At 66.5% G+C, this 15851-nt stretch carries 17 protein-coding genes; 5 read left to right on the top strand and 12 right to left on the bottom strand.

Annotation, left to right across the window (positions count from 1 at the left end):
* Positions 1–36: 36 nt before the first annotated feature.
* On the top strand, positions 37–459 hold the full coding sequence (locus ACO2RV_RS20765) for an HIT family protein (RefSeq protein WP_423296145.1): 423 nt from the start codon (positions 37–39) through the stop codon (positions 457–459).
* Positions 460–463: 4 nt separating this feature from the next.
* Here ACO2RV_RS20765 and ACO2RV_RS20760 read toward each other — a convergent pair whose 3' ends face one another.
* From ACO2RV_RS20760 to ACO2RV_RS20740, 5 genes are all read right to left on the bottom strand, one after another.
* A complete protein-coding gene (locus ACO2RV_RS20760; protein ID WP_423296144.1) occupies positions 464–814 on the bottom strand; it encodes an AzlD domain-containing protein in 351 nt (116 codons plus the stop codon).
* On the bottom strand, positions 811–1488 hold the full coding sequence (locus ACO2RV_RS20755; RefSeq protein ID WP_423296143.1) for an AzlC family ABC transporter permease: 678 nt from the start codon (positions 1486–1488) through the stop codon (positions 811–813). Before ACO2RV_RS20755 ends, ACO2RV_RS20760 begins: the two co-directional genes overlap by 4 nt.
* 244 nt (positions 1489–1732) lie before the next feature.
* Positions 1733–4171, bottom strand: coding sequence for an ATP-dependent Clp protease ATP-binding subunit ClpA (gene clpA / locus ACO2RV_RS20750; protein WP_423296142.1), 2439 nt, complete (start codon positions 4169–4171; stop codon positions 1733–1735).
* A 31-nt stretch (positions 4172–4202) separates the two neighbouring features.
* Positions 4203–4538, bottom strand: coding sequence for an ATP-dependent Clp protease adapter ClpS (clpS, locus tag ACO2RV_RS20745; RefSeq protein WP_423296180.1), 336 nt, complete (start codon positions 4536–4538; stop codon positions 4203–4205).
* A gap of 320 nt (positions 4539–4858) precedes the next feature.
* Complete coding sequence (locus tag ACO2RV_RS20740; protein ID WP_423296141.1) at positions 4859–5197, bottom strand: phasin family protein; 339 nt, start codon at positions 5195–5197, stop codon at positions 4859–4861.
* A 375-nt stretch (positions 5198–5572) separates the two neighbouring features.
* Between ACO2RV_RS20740 and ACO2RV_RS20735 the strand changes: the two genes are divergently transcribed.
* A complete protein-coding gene (locus ACO2RV_RS20735) occupies positions 5573–7309 on the top strand; it encodes a serine hydrolase (RefSeq protein WP_423296140.1) in 1737 nt (578 codons plus the stop codon).
* 10 nt (positions 7310–7319) lie between these two features.
* Here ACO2RV_RS20735 and ACO2RV_RS20730 read toward each other — a convergent pair whose 3' ends face one another.
* Both ACO2RV_RS20730 and ACO2RV_RS20725 read right to left on the bottom strand, forming a co-directional pair.
* The gene (locus ACO2RV_RS20730; protein ID WP_423296139.1) at positions 7320–8018 is read right to left on the bottom strand and encodes a DnaJ domain-containing protein; all 699 of its coding nucleotides are present in this window, start codon (positions 8016–8018) and stop codon (positions 7320–7322) included.
* A complete protein-coding gene (locus ACO2RV_RS20725) occupies positions 8015–8731 on the bottom strand; it encodes a VWA domain-containing protein (protein ID WP_423296138.1) in 717 nt (238 codons plus the stop codon). The genes ACO2RV_RS20730 and ACO2RV_RS20725 overlap by 4 nt, the downstream gene beginning before the upstream one ends.
* A 140-nt stretch (positions 8732–8871) precedes the next feature.
* Here ACO2RV_RS20725 and panC point away from each other — a divergent pair, with 140 nt between their 5' ends.
* Positions 8872–9729 carry a pantoate--beta-alanine ligase gene (panC, locus tag ACO2RV_RS20720; protein ID WP_423296137.1) on the top strand — a complete coding sequence of 286 codons (858 nt, stop codon included), beginning with the start codon at positions 8872–8874 and terminating at the stop codon, positions 9727–9729.
* Here the strand turns inward: panC and ACO2RV_RS20715 are convergent.
* From ACO2RV_RS20715 to ACO2RV_RS20705, 3 genes are all read right to left on the bottom strand, one after another.
* On the bottom strand, positions 9726–9896 hold the full coding sequence (locus ACO2RV_RS20715; protein WP_423296136.1) for a hypothetical protein: 171 nt from the start codon (positions 9894–9896) through the stop codon (positions 9726–9728). The two genes, panC and ACO2RV_RS20715, sit on opposite strands and share 4 nt — an antisense overlap.
* Before the next feature lie 70 nt (positions 9897–9966).
* Positions 9967–10401 (bottom strand): DUF1489 family protein, encoded by a 435-nt coding sequence (locus tag ACO2RV_RS20710; RefSeq protein WP_423296135.1) that lies wholly within the window; start codon positions 10399–10401, stop codon positions 9967–9969.
* Between the two features lie 35 nt (positions 10402–10436).
* The gene (locus ACO2RV_RS20705; RefSeq protein WP_423296134.1) at positions 10437–11126 is read right to left on the bottom strand and encodes a glutathione S-transferase family protein; all 690 of its coding nucleotides are present in this window, start codon (positions 11124–11126) and stop codon (positions 10437–10439) included.
* A gap of 584 nt (positions 11127–11710) precedes the next feature.
* On the opposite strand from ACO2RV_RS20705, the gene ACO2RV_RS20700 reads away from it, so the two are divergent.
* Together ACO2RV_RS20700 and ACO2RV_RS20695 are read left to right on the top strand one after the other, a co-directional pair.
* Complete coding sequence (locus ACO2RV_RS20700) at positions 11711–12412, top strand: DUF599 domain-containing protein (RefSeq protein WP_423296133.1); 702 nt, start codon at positions 11711–11713, stop codon at positions 12410–12412.
* Positions 12409–12696, top strand: a complete 288-nt coding sequence (locus ACO2RV_RS20695; protein WP_423296132.1) for a DUF3253 domain-containing protein — start codon at positions 12409–12411, stop codon at positions 12694–12696. Before ACO2RV_RS20700 ends, ACO2RV_RS20695 begins: the two co-directional genes overlap by 4 nt.
* Positions 12697–12711: 15 nt before the next feature.
* On the opposite strand, the gene ACO2RV_RS20690 is transcribed toward ACO2RV_RS20695, so the two are convergent.
* Both ACO2RV_RS20690 and ACO2RV_RS20685 read right to left on the bottom strand, forming a co-directional pair.
* Positions 12712–13503, bottom strand: coding sequence for a YdcF family protein (locus tag ACO2RV_RS20690; protein WP_423296131.1), 792 nt, complete (start codon positions 13501–13503; stop codon positions 12712–12714).
* Between the two features lie 14 nt (positions 13504–13517).
* Positions 13518–15830 (bottom strand): putative bifunctional diguanylate cyclase/phosphodiesterase, encoded by a 2313-nt coding sequence (locus ACO2RV_RS20685; protein ID WP_423296130.1) that lies wholly within the window; start codon positions 15828–15830, stop codon positions 13518–13520.
* Between the last annotated feature and the right edge of the window lie 21 nt (positions 15831–15851).

Below are 15851 nucleotides of genomic sequence, written 5' to 3'. Positions count from 1 at the left end.
TTGCGATCAGGTCAGGCTGACAGGGGAGGAATTCGAATGACCTACGATCCCGGCAACATCTTCGCGAAGATCCTGCGTGGCGAGCTTCCCGCCCATTGCGTCTATGAGGACGACCGCGTGGTCGCTTTCCTCGACATCATGCCGCGCGCGACCGGCCATGTTCTGGTCATTCCGAAGGCGCCGTCGCGCAACCTGCTGGACGTCGAGCCCGACGATCTCGCCGCCGTGGCGGCTGCCGCCCAGCGCATCGCCCGCGCGCAGATGGACGTCTTCGCGGCCGACGGCATCACCCTCACCCAGCACAATGAGAAGGCCGGCGGCCAGGAGGTGTTCCACCTCCATGTGCACGTCATCCCGCGCCACACCGGCGTCGAGTTGCGGGCGCCGCTGTCCTACAAGGAAGCGCCGGAGGTTCTGGCGGAACAGGCGGCCCGGCTGAAGGCTGCACTCGCAGGCTGACGCCTCAGCGAATGCCGAGCCACCACGCGCCGAGGACGAGCACCGCTTCGGCCGTGAGCACGCCGGCAAGTACCGAGCGGCGCACCAGGAGAAATCCGGCGATGCCGCTCGCCACGCCGCCGACGCGCAGCCAGAGTGGCAGCGCCACCAGCGCGCCGCTGGGGATCAGCAGCAGGCGCGCCACCACGGCGGCGAGCAGTGCCGTCGCCACCGCCCGCACCCACTGCATCCACAGCCCGTCCTCGTCGATGCGGCGGCCGAACAGCACGCCCAGCACGCGCCAGACCTCGTTCGGCAGGAAGCCCACGAAGATGACGATGAGGATGGCGGCAAGCTCGTGGCTGTAGAAGCTCATGCGCGCCTCCCCGTCCCGTAGCGGGCGATGAGGAAGGCCAGCGTTCCCCCACCCACGCCGGCCCAGAACAGGTCCAGCCCGCCGGGCGAACCCGCCACCAGCGGTGCGATCGCCGCGCCAAGCGCGATGGCAAGCCAGTCCACCGCCTGGCGCGCATTGCGCACCAACAGGATGGTGAAGGAGATCGGGGTGAGCAGCAGCAGCGCGATGGCCAGCGGACCCGGCAATGTGTGGCTGAGATGGAAGCCGATGGCGGTGCCGGCCATGCTCATCGAGGTCAGGCCAGCTCCGAGCCCGCAGGCATAGGCCGGCCGGCCCTCGGCTGCCACGGGCGGCAGCAGGCGAAACCCCTCCACCCACATCGTCACCGCGACGAAATGGGCGCAGATGAGTTCCTTCCACAGCTGCGGCCGCGGCCCGCGCATCAGCGGCAGCAGCGCCACCACCATCGGCATCAGCCGTACGCCGGACAGGCAGACCGCCAGCGCCAGCGCCGGCAGCGGGGTTCCCGCGGCCAATCCGCCGATGAGGATCACTTGGGCCGGCAGCGCCCAGACCAGCAGCGTCGACAGCAGCCCGGCGATGATCGGGAAGCCGACGTCATGCATCAGCCCGCCGAAGCCGACAAAGGTGAAGACCAGCACGAAGCCGGGCGTCGCGCACGCCCCAAGCATCCCGCGGAGGAACCAGCGCGTGGAGGCGTGCGGTGCGGACGGTGTCGGCGCAAAGGGCGAATGCATATGGCGAACTCAGCGAGCCGCGTACATCGACCGCGAAGTTCCAGGCGTCAAGCCGCTCCTTTGGTCGGACCCGCATGGGTGCCATGCGAACCGGTAAGCCGTCCAAAACAGAAACCCCGCCGGCGCACATGCACCGGCGGGGTCGATCTCCTCTCCCAGATCGGGAGCTATGCGATCCTCAGGCCTTCACCAGAGGAACCTTCGGCACCTTGGAGCCGCTCGGGCGCTGCTTGACGGCCTCGCTCGGCTTCTTCGGCTTGGCGGCCGCCGCGCTCTTGCGGCGCGGCGCACGCTTGGCCTTGGGCAGCTCGATCTTTTCCGGCTTGGGCGTGATCGGCCCTTCCGGGAACTCGAAGCCGAGCGTGGTCTCGCCCTCCTCGTCGATCTTCACGACGACGCGGACATGGCCACCCGACCGCAGCTTGCCGAACAGCACCTCGTCGGCGAGCGCCTTCTTGATGTGCTCCTGGATCACCCGGCCCATCGGGCGCGCGCCCATCTGCTGGTCGTAGCCGCGCTCAACCAGCCAGGCGGTCGCGTCGTCCGACAGCTCGATCGTCACGTTGCGGTCGGCAAGCTGTGCCTCCAGCTGGAGAACGAACTTCTCCACCACCAACGCGATGATCTCGTTGGTGAGGTGGGCGAAGGTGATGATCGCGTCGAGACGGTTGCGGAACTCCGGTGCGAACAGGCGGTTGATCGCCTCCACATCGTCGCCTTCACGCTTCGAGCGGGTGAAGCCGAAGGCCGACTTCGACAGGTCGGCGGCACCCGCATTCGTCGTCATGATGAGGATGACGTTGCGGAAATCCACCTGCTTGCCGTTGTGGTCGGTCAGCTTCCCATGGTCCATCACCTGCAACAGGATGTTGAACAGGTCGGGATGCGCCTTCTCGATCTCGTCGAGCAGCAGCACGCAATGCGGGTGCTGGTCGACGCCGTCGGTCAACAGGCCGCCCTGGTCGAAGCCGACATAGCCGGGAGGCGCGCCGATGAGCCGCGAGATGGTGTGCCGCTCCATGTATTCCGACATGTCGAAGCGCAGCAGTTCCACCCCGAGCGAGGAGGCGAGCTGCTTGGCCACTTCCGTCTTGCCGACGCCGGTGGGGCCGGAGAACAGGTAGGAGCCGATCGGCTTCTCCGGTTCGCGCAGGCCCGCACGGGCGAGCTTGATCGCCGAGGCCAGCGCCTCGATCGCCTTGTCCTGCCCGTAGACGACGCGCTTCAGCGTGGTCTCCAGCGCCGCCAGGATCTCGGTGTCGCTCTTCGAGACGCTCTTTGGCGGGATGCGGGCGATGGTGGCGACCGTTGCCTCGATCTCCTTCACGCCGATGGTCTTCTTGCGCTTGGCCTCCGGCAGCAGCATCTGCGCGGCGCCCGACTCGTCGATGATGTCGATCGCCTTGTCGGGCAGCTTGCGGTCATGGATGTAGCGCGCGGAAAGCTCCACCGCCGCCTTGATGGCTTCGTTGGTGTAGCGCAGCCGGTGATAGTCCTCGAAATACGGCTTGAGGCCCTTCAGGATCTCGATCGCATCCGGAACCGTCGGCTCCGGGACGTCGATCTTCTGGAAGCGGCGCACCAGCGCGCGATCCTTCTCGAAGTACTGGCGGTACTCCTTGTAGGTGGTCGAACCGATGCAGCGCAGCGTGCCCGCGGCAAGGGCAGGCTTGAGCAGATTGGAGGCATCCATCGCCCCGCCCGAGGTCGCGCCGGCGCCGATCACCGTATGGATCTCGTCGATGAACATGATGGCGTCGGGATATGCCTCGATCTCCTTGACCACCTGCTTCAGGCGCTCCTCGAAGTCGCCGCGGTAGCGGGTGCCTGCGAGCAGCGCGCCCATGTCGAGCGAGAAGACGGTGGCCTTCATCAGGACGTCCGGCACTTCGCCGGCGACGATGCGGCGGGCAAGCCCCTCGGCGATGGCAGTCTTGCCCACGCCGGGATCGCCCACGAAGAGCGGGTTGTTCTTCGAGCGGCGGCAGAGCACCTGGATGGTGCGCTGGATCTCGCCATCACGGCCAATCAGCGGGTCGATCTTGCCTTCGCGCGCCTTCTTGTTGAGGTTCACGCAATAGGCGTCGAGGGCGTCGGCCTTCTTCTTGGTCTCTTCCCCGGTCTTCGTCTCAGTCTCCTCCTCGGCGCCGCGGACCGGACGACTTTCCGACATGCCGGCGCGCTTGGCGATGCCGTGGCTGATGTAGTTGACCGCATCGTAGCGGGTCATGTCCTGCTCTTGCAGGAAATAGGCCGCATGGCTTTCCCGCTCGGCGAAGATGGCGACGAGCACGTTGGCGCCGGTCACCTCCTCGCGACCGGAGGATTGGACGTGGATGACGGCGCGCTGGATCACGCGCTGGAAGCCGGCGGTCGGCTTGGAATCCTCGCCCGCGTCCTGCACCAGATTGTCGAGTTCGGTGTCGATGTACTCGACCAGATTGCGGCGCAGCTTTTCGAGGTCGACGTTGCAGGCGCGCATGACTGCGGCCGAGTCCTGATCGTCGACCAGAGACAGCAGCAGGTGTTCGAGCGTCGCGTATTCGTGGTGGCGTTCATTGGCGAGCGCGAGGGCCCGGTGAAGCGACTGCTCGAGGCTGCGGGAGAAGGTGGGCATCGGGACCTCTTCGTTTAGCCGTCGCGGAGCGTCACTTCTTCTCCATGACGCACTGCAAAGGATGCTGGTGCTTTCGTGCGAAGTCCATCACCTGTGTGACTTTTGTCTCGGCCACTTCATAGGTGTAGATGCCGCACTCGCCCACGCCATGCTGATGCACATGCAGCATGATCTGGGTCGCCTCCTCCCGATTTTTGGCGAAGAAGTGCTCCAGCACGTGCACGACGAACTCCATTGGCGTGTAGTCGTCGTTGAGCAGGAGCACCCGATAGAGACTTGGCCGCTTCACCTGCGGCTTGGTTCGGGTGATGACCGCAGTGCCGGGCGCGTTCTCGCCGCGCCGACGCCGCTCATCGTCGGCCATCATCACTTCGGGCAGCTTGGACGTGACATATGCTGACATTCAGGCTGGACCTTGCCGGCCGGATGCCGGGGTTGCCCAGATATAATAGGTACGCCTCGCGGGCGGCGCCAGAGGCTCGTTACCTGGCCGCCGTCGCAATCCGGTGACCTGGGCCGGACGCGCCTTTCAAGTGCCGGCGTTTGCCGCATGTCGGAAAGGTGACATGCACGACGCCGAACCACGCATGCAAAAAGGCCCGGCTTGCGGCCGGGCCTTTCGCGAAATCGGTCAATGCCGCGCCGGGCTAGCGCTCGCCCCCGGCAGCTGGCGTCACCCAGCCTGCGTCACTTGGTGGCGGGGAACTTGCCCAGAACGCCTTCGTAGGGCTTGTAGGCCTCCTTGGCGAGGTCGGCATAGAGTTCGCCGATCTTGGTCGCCTGAGCCACGAAGCTCTCATACGCGCTCTTGAAATAGTCGGACTGGATCTCGACGGCCTTGTCGAGGGTCTTGGCGCCGAACAGCTTCTCAGCCGTGGCCGTGCCTTCCTCGAACGACTTCTTGGAATAATCGGCAACCTCGACGGCGATCGCCTGCACGCCCTTCGAAACGGTGCCGAAGCTCTTCACCGAGAGCTCGAGATTGTCTTTGCCGAGCTTCTGGATGTCGTCGAAATTCTGCAGCATGACCCAACTCCTGTGGTGGTTCCACGCGTGCCGAGTTGTTGCTCTCGCCCGCGCCCGCCGGGATCGCTTCTCCCTTGTCTTTATCTAATGCGACGCAGCATCGCCGTCAAGAAATTTTGTGCAGTGCAATATGTCTCGCGCGGCACTTTTTCCGGCGCTGTGAACAAGGCCCATCATATCGCCACAAGGACCGGTTTGATGACCTCTGGTTTACGAGTTCGTAACCGCACTCTTCATAAGCTTCGCGGCGTGGTCGCTCGGCAACGTTCCTTGAGTTTTCACGACTTGCGCCGGCAGCACGCCGGTTGCGTTGTTGAGTGCGCTCCAATTTGTAGAGTCCCGGCCTGAGCCGGGATCGAGTAGCGGGACGGGTAAATGCGGGTTCCGGGGAAATTCGGCACGTATGTGATGCGGGCCGGTGTGGCGTTGTTGGCGATATCGCTGCTGGGCGCGGGGGTGGCGGATGCCGCTCCCAAGAAAAAGAAGCAGGCGCGCAACAAGTCGACCGTCACGCGAACGGTCGCCACCGCTGACAAGGGCGTGTGGAAGCGCGGCGCCTCCGCGATCGTCGTCGATGCCAATACCGGCCGGGTGCTCTACGAGGACAACGCCGACGCCCTGCGCCATCCCGCTTCCGTCACCAAGGTGATGACGCTCTATCTGCTGTTCGAGCAGCTCGAGGCCCGCAAGCTCCGGCTCGACTCGCAGCTGCGGGTCTCCGCCTACGCCGCCGCCCAGCAGCCTTCCAAGCTCGGCGTGAAGGCCGGCTCGACCATCTCGGTCGAGGACGCAATTCAGGCGCTGGTCACTCGCTCGGCCAACGACGTGTCGGTGGTGATCGCCGAGAACCTCGCCGGCGATTCCGCCAGCTTCGCTCGCCGCATGACCCAGCGCGCCCGTTCGCTCGGCATGTCGCGCACCACCTATCGCAATCCCAACGGCCTGCCCGATCCCCAGCAGGTGACGACCGCGCGCGATCTTGCCGTTCTCGGCCGCGCCATCCAGGAGCGCTTCCCGCGCTACTACGAGTATTTCTCGACCCGCTCCTTCGTGTATCGCGGCCAGGCGATCCGCAACCACAACCGGATGTTCGGCCGCATAGAGGGCGTGGATGGCATCAAGACCGGCTACACCAACGCTTCCGGCTTCAACCTGCTCACCAGCGTCAAGGCCAATGGCCGCTACGTCATCGGCGTGGTGATGGGTGGCGCCAGCGCCGCCTCGCGCGACAACCGCATGGTGCAGCTGGTCAGCGCGGCATTGCCCAAGGCCTATGCCGGCCGGCAGATGGTCGCCCGCATGAATTCCGCCCCGTCCCTCTCCGAGGACGATGCGCCGGAAGTCGCGGTCGCCGCGGCCGAGATTCCGACCCCCGAGCCGGCCCCGGCGCAGATCGCGGCTGCCGAGCCGGCTCCGGTCGTCGCCCGCGCGCCGCAGGTCATTCCGGTTCCGGCCGCCAACCCGCGCGTCGCCATGGCGTCCGCCGTTGCCGCAGTCGAAACCGATGCGATGACGACCGCTTCCGTACCGACTCCTCCCGTGCGCGCTGCCGCTGTGGACGACGCCGCGCAATCTGCCGCACAGGTCGGCTCCGCCCAGCCTATCGTGCCAGTGGCGGTCAAGACCGTCGCCGTCGCCCGCCCCGCTGCACCGACCGCGACCTTCAGCAACCAGCCGGGCATTCTCGGCACGCTTTCCTTCACCAATGGCGATGCCACTGGCGGCCAGGCTGCCGTTGCCCAGACGCCCGCCCAGCAGGCGCCGGCACAGAAGGCCATCAAGCGGGTGCAACTCGCCAGCGCCGGCCCGACCGAGATCCCGCGTCAGGAAGCCGAGAATGCCGAGACCGCCGCCAGCCCGCGTTCCGGCGGTTGGGGCATCCAGATCGGCGCCTATGGCAGCGTCGCCGACGCGCAGGCCCAGCTGGCTAAGGCCAAGGCCAAGGCGGGCGCCCCGCTTTCCAAGGCCGACTCCTACACCGAGCAAGCGGTGAAGGGCTCCACCAAGATCGTGCGCGCCCGCTTCGCCGGGTTCGACGCCGAGGCCGCTGCCAAGAAGGCCTGTCAGGCTCTCAAGCGCAACGACTTCAGCTGCATGGTCTTCCGGAATTGAGTGGGAGGCCTCAATGCCGGTCGAGCAGGATATCCTTGGCTTCATTCACCCGGGCAGCGAGATAATTCGACCCGCCCTGGTCGGGATGGAGTTTCTTCATAAGGGTTCGGTGAGCCTTGCGGACGTCATCCGTCCCCGCCCCCGGCGCAAGCCCCAGGATCTGGTAGGCCTCCTCTTTCGTCATCGTGCCGCGGCGCGCCGTGTCAGCGCTCCGCCCGCCCGCATCACGCTGAGCGTTTTCACGCCAGCCGGGCGCCCGGCGGTCCAGATACGCTTCGAGTAGCTGGCGGCTCTCGCTGTCCAGCTCCAGTGCCAGAGCCGCCACGCGCGGCACATCGAGCGTGTCAAGCTCGCGCCCGGCGAATGAGCCGCTGGTGATGGTGCCGCTCAGCCGCCCGCTGTCGTGATCGAGCACCATGTCGAGCGCGGCGGTGCGCACGGAGGACGTACGTCCCTTCGTGGTGCGCAGCCGGTTCCACGGCGCCGCCTGCCCGATGTTCCAGCCGATGAGCGACAGGCCGAAGATGCCGAGCGGGATGGCCGTCTCGATATGGCCGCGCATGGCGAGAAAGCCGGCCAGCAGCAGCATGACCGTCCCGCCGACCGAGCGCCCGAGCTTCACCAGCGCCTTGGCATCGGCCCGGCCGAAGGCCTTCAGGCCGTAATAGACCAGCGCGACGATGGCCGCGCCGACAAGCAGATTGATCATCGTGTATCCCGCATGGCGGCGAGCAGCTGGCGCGCGCCGCCGGAACTGGCCGAAAGAGCTTTCAGAGCCTCTGTCCCCCCGGCGGCGTAGCTCGCGGCCGCACGCAACAGCGCGCGCAGCTCGGCCCCGGCGCCGGCATCGAAACGGCACCACGCGCCGCGCGTGAGGCGGGCGATCTCGCGGAAGGCCCGTTCGACGGAAGGGTCCCGCCCCTCCTGGAACATGAAGACGGGGATGCCGCGTAGTGCCAACGGCCCCGCCTCGGCGCACAGATGGTCCAGCTGCTCCTCCATGGCGTCGCCGACGAAGACCAGCGCACCCACTGGCCCCCTGCCCGCCTCATTGGCGACATGGCGCAGCACCCGGCCGATCTGCGTGCGCCCGCCCCGGCAATCGATCTTCGCCATCAGCGCGCCGAGGCGCGCGGCGTCCGTGATCCACGGTGAGGCCCGGCATTCGCCGATGCCACGGTAATAGACCAGCTGGATGTCGAGACCGCCCACCGCACCCGCTTCCTCGAACATCTCCGCCTGCAGGGTACAGGCGAGATCCCAGGTCGGCTGCCGGCTCATCGTGGCGTCGAGCGCGAAGACAAGGCGCCCGCGCCGATCCGCCGACACCGGCCGGCGGGCATTCACCTCGGCGAGAAAGCGGGCGACATCCGGTGAGGATGCGATGGACGGCGCTTTCGGTACGGTCTTGTCGGAGCCCATGGACGCCTTCACAGCACGCGTGGCAGATTCGGCGCGAGTTTAGCGACCTCCTCGCCCACGCATAGCGTCCTCCCGAACGGTTGACCCGCCGCTCCGCTTTGCTAGACCAGCCGCGCCCGGTCTCAAGCGGAATGATGATCATGAGTGCGCCTTCGTCCACCATCGCCACCCTCCACAGCGTCGCCGAGTTACGGGCGCAGGTCCGGCGCTGGCGAGCCGCTGGCGAGCGCGTCGCGCTGGTGCCGACCATGGGGGCGCTGCATGTCGGCCACGTCGCCCTGATGGAGGCGGCCCGCAAGCAGGCCGAGCGCATCATCGTCTCGATCTTCGTCAACCCGACGCAGTTCGCCCCGACCGAGGATCTGAGCCGCTATCCCCGCACCCTTGCCGCCGATCTCGAAAAGGCGAGCGGTGCCGGCGTCGACGCCGCCTTCGTGCCGGATGTGGCGGAGATGTACCCGGACGGCTTCGCCACCACCATTTCGCTTACCGGACCAGCGCTGGGGCTGGAGACGGATTTCCGCCCCACTCATTTCGCCGGCGTGGCCACGGTCGTGGCCAAGCTGCTGCTTCAGGCGGCGCCCGACGTCGCGCTGTTCGGCGAGAAGGACTATCAGCAGCTTCAGGTGGTGACGCGCATGGCGCGCGATCTCGATATTCCGGTCGCCATCCTCGGCGTGCCGACCGTCCGAGAAGCTGACGGCCTCGCCCTCTCCTCGCGCAATGTCTATCTGAGCCCCGAGGACCGTGCCGCAGCGCCGGCCCTGCACCGCGCCCTCGCCAAGGCCGCCGCCGACATCCGCGATGGGCGCGATGTCGACGCATCGGTCGAGGAAGCGCGCCAAAGCGTGGTGGCAGCGGGTTTCGCGCTCGACTATCTCGAGGCGCGCCATGCCGCCACGCTGGCCCCGCTCGCGGCACGCAGCGAAGGCCCTATCCGCCTGCTGATCGCGGCACGTATCGGCACGACCCGCCTCATCGACAATCTGGCGGTCTAGACCACGCCGAGATAACTGACCGCCATGCCGATGATTACCAGCGCCAGCCCGATGCCGAGCACGTAGCGCATCGGGCGCACTTCGACGGCTTGACGCTCCTCGGTGTTCGCCTTCACGACGACCTCACCGTTCTCCACCACGCGGTGATCGTCCGAATCCTGGGTCATCGCTGTCCCTCCCGTTGCTGTCGTAACGGGAGGACAACGCGCGGAGGGCGGCATCAGGTTCCGCCCCGGCTCAGAGAAGGCCGAGCGAGCGCAACTCGCGCCTGAGGTTCTCCGGCAACGGCGCATCGCCAGCCGCCGTATCGAGGTCGGCCGGCGCGTCCTTGGCGGCGAGGTAGCGCCAGCCCTGGAACGGCCGGCTCGGGCGCGGCTCAACGCGGTGCACGACGGGATCGAGCATCAGCCGGCAGCGGCGGATGCCGTCCGCATCGACGAAGGGCTCGATGCCGGTCAGCGCCTGCCGGCAAGCGATCTCGCCCTTGATCACCCAATAGAGCGAGCCGCCGGCCAGCAAATCGCCGGTGCGGGTCGGCACCATGCGTGTGGTGTGGAACTGCTCGACCGGCTGCCCCCGCGCGGCCTTCTCCGCCAGATTCTCCACGATCCACTCCTCGAGGTCCTGAACGGATTCGGCACCGACGCAGAGTTTCAGTAGGTGGAGAGGCATGGGCGGACGTCCAGCAAGGGCAATGGCGGCCAGCCTTATACCCGCTTGACGACCGGCCAGTCGACTTCGTCTTCCGGCAGCAGCTGCGTTTCGAGCAGCGCCTGCTGCTTCCAGTTGACAAAGGCGGGGTGGTCGTGGATCGCCGCCACATAGGCCTGCGTCGCCGGATCGACGGCGATGCCATAGGTGCGGATGCGGGTAGCGACCGGTGCATACATCGCGTCGGCGGCCGAGAAGGTCCCGTACAGGAACGGCCCGCCTTGGCCGAACCGCTCGCGGGCCTCGCCCCAGCGCCGCACCAGCACGCGAACGTCCTTGAGCGCGGCCTCCGGCAGGGAGCGCACCTCGATCGGGCGCCAGAGATTCATCGGCGCCACCGAACGAAGGCCAGCGAAGCCGCCATGCATTTCGGTGGCGATTGAGCGCGCATGGGCGCGGGCGACCGGATCCGCCGGCCACAGCCCCTTTTCCGGGAAACGCTCGGCCAGATGCTCGATGATCGCGATGGATTCCCATACCACGGCATCGCCGTCGATCAGCACCGGCACCTTGCCCACGGGCGAATGCTGCCGCACCCGCTCCTTGAAGTCATCGTCTCCCAACAGGACGGTGACTTCTTCGAACGGAATCTCGAAGGCCTTCAGCGCCAGCCACGGCCGCAGCGACCATGAGGAATAGTTCTTGTTGCCGATGATCAGCTTCAGGGTCGTGTCCGATAAGGCCATGTCCGATTTCCCCTCTCGTTGCGGGGCCAACATCGACCAGCGTCACGGCTTGGGCAAACAGCGAGATGTGATGCGGGCCATAAGCGGCCTTGATGCGTCGAGGACCGCCGAAACGAAAACGGCCCGGCCTGGAGGCCGGACCGTCATCAGATCAGGGATGCCGTGCGGCAGACGGCCAAGTCAGCTGGCGCTCACCCCGGCGGCATGGAAGCCACCGAACAGGTAGAACAGGGCCACTGCGGCCAGGAAAGCGACGACAGTCCAACGTGCGACTCCCCAACAGGAGTGCTCGGAAACGGAATTCATCGATGATCCCTTGAAGTTCAGTCCGCGACACTACCGGCTTCTTCTCCGGTGCGCTCGCTCGATGAAACGATACTTAATGAAATGTTACCGCGTTCGCAATCGCAAAATCGCCACGATCCCCCGCACAGCGCGCAAGGCAGCGTTGCGGGGCCAGTCGGGCGGGCTTTTCCACAGCCATCCCTCGCTATTGAACCTCGGAGACGCGCAGGCCACGATGCGCAGGCGAAAACTGCTGCCCTTCCCTTTCACGCATCACGCGAACTTCATGGCATAAGCCAATGTTCGGACTTACCTATGTTGATGGAATAGCCTTTGCCGCCTTCCTCGTGGCGTGGACCGCCTATCACAAGCTGATGGAGGGCGGCTGGGCGGAGCGTCGTTCGTTCAACCGCCGCATGGACCATTTCCGGCTGGAGTGGATGCAGCGCATGCTGCTGCGCGAGAATCGCATCGTCGATGCACAGATCGTCGCTGCGTTGCAGAACGGCACGGCCTTTTTCGCATCGACATCGCTGCTGGCGATCGGCGCCACGCTGGCGATTCTCCAATCCACCGACGCGGTGATGGCGATCTTCGCCGACCTACCTTTCGTCACGCCGAACCGCACCAGCTGGGAGCTGAAGACGCTAGGACTGACGCTGATCTTCGCCAACGCCTTCTTCAAGTTCGCCTGGGCCTATCGCCTGTTCAACTACACGACCATCCTGCTCGGCTCGACCCCTCCGCCGGCGGAGGCGGGAAAGACCTACGCCCACGCCCATGCCCTGAAGGTGGCTCGCATGGCGACCGTTGCCGGCCGGCACTTCAACCGGGGACAGCGCTCATTCTTCTTCGCCATCGGCTATCTCGGTTGGTATGTGAATGCGTGGGCTTTCATGGCCGCGACGGTGGCGATCTTCATCGTCATGACCAACCGCCAGTTCGGCCGCGATTCCCACTGGATCCTCGACGACGAGAACACGGACGCCCCATCGCTATGACCGAACCTTCCTCGCGCCCACCGCGCCCGTCCGAGGAGGCCGTCGAGGCCGCCGTGCTCGAAGTCGCCGCCGCGGCGGAAAAGGGGCGCTCGATCACGCCCGAGGACGTGGCGCGCGCGGTGTCGCCGGGACCGCAATGGCATGGCACCCTCCCTGCCGTACGGCGCGCCGCCATCCGGCTGGCGAAGGCCGGCAAGATTGTCATCTATCGCAAGGGCAAGCCGGTCGACCCCGACGAGCTGCGCGGCGTGTTCCGCCTCGGGCTGCCGCCGTCGGATGGCTGACAGGCGGCCGGATCGCTACGGCGCTGGAAACAGCGCACTGCTCCGGCCGCTCCAGTAGTAGGCCACCAGCCCGGTCCACTGCCGCACGGCGCCATCGAAGAATTCCAGCCCTTCGGCGACGGAACCGAACGGGCGCCAGGGATCGCCGCGTCCCGAGGTGCGGAAGTCGACCGGGTAGGCCGTGACCGGGAACCCTGCCGCGCGGAAGCTGCCGATCGCACGCGGCATATGCATGGCCGAGGTAACGAGCAGCCAGCGCTCCCCCGCCTTCGGCTCCGCCAGTTCGCGCGACAGCCGCGCATTCTCCTCGGTGTTGCGGGACTGCGTTTCGAACGCGACCCGCGCGGGATCGACGCCGAGCTGCGGCAGCGCCATCCGGATCACATCCGCCTCCTGCATGGACGAGCCCAGGAGACTGCCGCTTCCGCCCGAGAAGATAAGGCGCGCCTGCGGATAGCGCCGGGCGAGATCGGCCAGCGCGAACATGCGCTCGGCCGATTCCTGGAAGGCCGGCTGCCCCCACGCGGCCGTTATCTCGGGAAGCTCCGCGCCGCCCAGCACGACGACACCGTCCACCGGCCGGCCATCATCGACGAAGATCGGGAAACGGTTCTCCAGCGGCACGGTCAGCATGCGACCGAACGGACCGAGGCCGACGGCCAACAGGCCCACGACGCCGAGTACGAGGAGACTTGTTCCCAGTCGCCGCCATCGCCGCAGGACAAGGAGGCCGACGACCGCCAGCAGCACGAGGAAGGTCGACGGAACCATCACCATCCAGATCAGCTTCGAGGCGCCGAAGAACATCCTTCACCTCCTCATCAGGGCAGGTCGCGCCTCGTCCCCACACTTCCGGCGGGACGAACACGTTCCAGGAAACGGCCTATATTCTCCACCGAAACCGGGCTGGCCAGCAGGAAGCCCTGCACCTGATGGCACCCGACCAGTCGCAGGTAGCGCAGTTGCTCGCGCGTCTCCACGCCTTCCGCCGTCACCGTTATGGCGAGCGCACGGGCGAGGCGGACGACGCAGTCGATGATGGCGGCGGCATCGTCGCTCTGGCCGATGTTCTGGGTGAAGCTCCGGTCGATCTTGATGGTGTCGATCCGGAATCGCCTGATGTAGCCGAGCGAGGAATACCCGCTGCCGAAGTCGTCGAGCGCGATGCGGATGCCCATGTTGCGGAACGCCGACAGGGTGGCGAAGGCTTCGGAGTGGTTGCCGATCAACAGGTTCTCGGTGATCTCGATCTCGAGCCGATCCGGGGGGAAGCTGGTTTCCCTCAAGATCTCGCCAACAGTGGTCGCAAGGTTGCGGCTGCGAAAATCGACCGGCGACAGGTTCACCGCGATCTTCACCTCGCCCCAGTTGCGCGCCTGCGTGCAGGAATGGCGCAGCACCCACAGATCGAGCTCGGTGATGAGGCCGGTCTGCTCCGCCACCGGAATGAATTCGCCCGGCGAAATGACCCCCTGCGTCGGGTGCAACCACCGCACCAGCGCCTCGAAGCCGACCACCGCCTCGCCATCCACGGAAAACTGCGGCTGGAAATAGACGGTGAACTCACCCTCCTTGAGCGCCCGCCGCAGATCCAGTTCGAGATCACGGCGGCGGACCACCTCGCGTTCCATGCGCGGCACGAAGAGGCGGACCCCTCCCCGCCCCTCGGCCTTGGCCCGGTAGACGGCGATGTCGGCAAGCCGGATCAGCTGGCTGGCCTCGACACCGTGATCGGGCGCCACGGTGGCGCCGATGGAGCCGCTCACCGAGAGCACGTGGCCGGCGACGGTCGTCGGGCGGCGGATCGCCTCGATGATGACGGCACCCATCGCCTCGACCTCGTGATTGTCCGCGCCCACCGAGGCGATGAGGACGAACTCGTCGCCGCCGAAACGCGAGGCCAGCATTGCGGGCAATGCGAGATCCTTGAGGCGGGCGCCGATCTCCGCCAGCAGCCGGTCGCCGATGTGATGGCCGAGCGTATCGTTGATGTCCTTGAAACCGTCGAGGTCCAGGAAGAAGACCGCCAGCCGATCGTCCGAGCCGATCCGGGCAAGCCGCTCGTCGAGCGCGCGCATCAGCATGGCTCGGTTGGCCAGCCCACTGAGTGAATCGATGTAGGCCAAATGGGAGGCCAGCGCCTCGCTGGCGGCCAGCTCCCGCGTGGCCCGGCGCGCGTACCACAACGTGATCGCCGCGGCCGCCAGCAGCAGGGCGGCCGTTCCCAGCAAGGCCGGAAGCAGCGCGCGCAACAAAGCGGCACCCGGATTTTCGGGTATCCAGCTGAGCCATGCCGGAGGAATGGTGGAATCGTGGAACGGCAGCGGCACCGAGAGCCGGCTGGAATCTGCCGGCTCGTCGGAAATCACGGGGTCGGCGATATGCAGTTCCGCGACGACGTCCCGGAGGAAGGCGCCGTCGAGAAAGACCACGGTCACCGCGATCGGCGGCGCGCGATCGGGCGACACCACCCGTCCATAATCCGGCGTGATGCTGATGGCGCCGACCAGCGCCGGCCGCCCCTCGACGCGCAGATAGCCCGCCCGGAACACCGGTGCCGGCTCGCTCGCCGTCCTGCCGATGGTGCCGCGCCCCGCAGCATGGGCGACCTGTTCCATGAAGGCATCCTGCACCCCTCGCACGAGGGGCAGCACGGCTTGCTCATCGAAGCTCGCATCCTCTGCCACCACGAGCGCCCCGTTGATCGACGCATAGGCCACACGGCCATCGAGTATGATGTAGGAGCGATCGTGCCCCTGCGTGTCATGGAGCCAGCGGCCGAAATTCTCGTGCACCCATTCGGTATCGAGGAAATAGGCAGTGCGCAGCACCGATTCATCCCAATGCGCGAAACTGGCGAGATCGCGTTCCAGGGCGTGCGCTCGCCGGAAAAGTGAATCCGTCATGAGCACCGCCCAGCGCGAACGTGAAGCGCTATCGACGCGGCCGGCGGCGAGGAAGGAAAACGCGACCATCGCCGCGATCGCTGCTGCTATGACCAGCGCCACCGCCAGGATGGTCCTGTCGCCGGCCTGCCCCAGCGCGACCCTGCCCTCGCGGCCTGTGTTCAACTTCACCGTCTCCAGAGGCTCGGCGGAACGGAATCCGGCAAGACGGCCGAGCAGCCACCTCATCCGTTCCCTCCCGTGTTACCT

Origin of the sequence: Ancylobacter sp. VNQ12 (assembly GCF_049445835.1) — a bacterium.
Taxonomy (GTDB): domain Bacteria; phylum Pseudomonadota; class Alphaproteobacteria; order Rhizobiales; family Xanthobacteraceae; genus Ancylobacter.
The sequence above is the reverse complement of the archived record's forward strand: the minus strand, read 5'-3'. Positions and strand labels throughout refer to the sequence as shown.

What these genes read in the sequence shown, in the direction of transcription:
- ACO2RV_RS20765 (WP_423296145.1), top strand. Translation starts at nt 37, where the DNA reads ATGACCTACGATCCCGGCAACATCTTCGCGAAGATCCTGCGTGGCGAG.
- ACO2RV_RS20760 (WP_423296144.1), bottom strand. Translation starts at nt 814, where the DNA reads ATGAGCTTCTACAGCCACGAGCTTGCCGCCATCCTCATCGTCATCTTC.
- ACO2RV_RS20755 (WP_423296143.1), bottom strand. Translation starts at nt 1,488, where the DNA reads ATGCTTGGGGCGTGCGCGACGCCCGGCTTCGTGCTGGTCTTCACCTTT.
- clpA (WP_423296142.1), bottom strand. Translation starts at nt 4,171, where the DNA reads ATGCCCACCTTCTCCCGCAGCCTCGAGCAGTCGCTTCACCGGGCCCTC.
- clpS (WP_423296180.1), bottom strand. Translation starts at nt 4,538, where the DNA reads ATGATGGCCGACGATGAGCGGCGTCGGCGCGGCGAGAACGCGCCCGGC.
- ACO2RV_RS20740 (WP_423296141.1), bottom strand. Translation starts at nt 5,197, where the DNA reads ATGCTGCAGAATTTCGACGACATCCAGAAGCTCGGCAAAGACAATCTC.
- ACO2RV_RS20735 (WP_423296140.1), top strand. Translation starts at nt 5,573, where the DNA reads ATGCGGGTTCCGGGGAAATTCGGCACGTATGTGATGCGGGCCGGTGTG.
- ACO2RV_RS20730 (WP_423296139.1), bottom strand. Translation starts at nt 8,018, where the DNA reads ATGATCAATCTGCTTGTCGGCGCGGCCATCGTCGCGCTGGTCTATTAC.
- ACO2RV_RS20725 (WP_423296138.1), bottom strand. Translation starts at nt 8,731, where the DNA reads ATGGGCTCCGACAAGACCGTACCGAAAGCGCCGTCCATCGCATCCTCA.
- panC (WP_423296137.1), top strand. Translation starts at nt 8,872, where the DNA reads ATGAGTGCGCCTTCGTCCACCATCGCCACCCTCCACAGCGTCGCCGAG.
- ACO2RV_RS20715 (WP_423296136.1), bottom strand. Translation starts at nt 9,896, where the DNA reads ATGACCCAGGATTCGGACGATCACCGCGTGGTGGAGAACGGTGAGGTC.
- ACO2RV_RS20710 (WP_423296135.1), bottom strand. Translation starts at nt 10,401, where the DNA reads ATGCCTCTCCACCTACTGAAACTCTGCGTCGGTGCCGAATCCGTTCAG.
- ACO2RV_RS20705 (WP_423296134.1), bottom strand. Translation starts at nt 11,126, where the DNA reads ATGGCCTTATCGGACACGACCCTGAAGCTGATCATCGGCAACAAGAAC.
- ACO2RV_RS20700 (WP_423296133.1), top strand. Translation starts at nt 11,711, where the DNA reads ATGTTCGGACTTACCTATGTTGATGGAATAGCCTTTGCCGCCTTCCTC.
- ACO2RV_RS20695 (WP_423296132.1), top strand. Translation starts at nt 12,409, where the DNA reads ATGACCGAACCTTCCTCGCGCCCACCGCGCCCGTCCGAGGAGGCCGTC.
- ACO2RV_RS20690 (WP_423296131.1), bottom strand. Translation starts at nt 13,503, where the DNA reads ATGTTCTTCGGCGCCTCGAAGCTGATCTGGATGGTGATGGTTCCGTCG.
- ACO2RV_RS20685 (WP_423296130.1), bottom strand. Translation starts at nt 15,830, where the DNA reads ATGAGGTGGCTGCTCGGCCGTCTTGCCGGATTCCGTTCCGCCGAGCCT.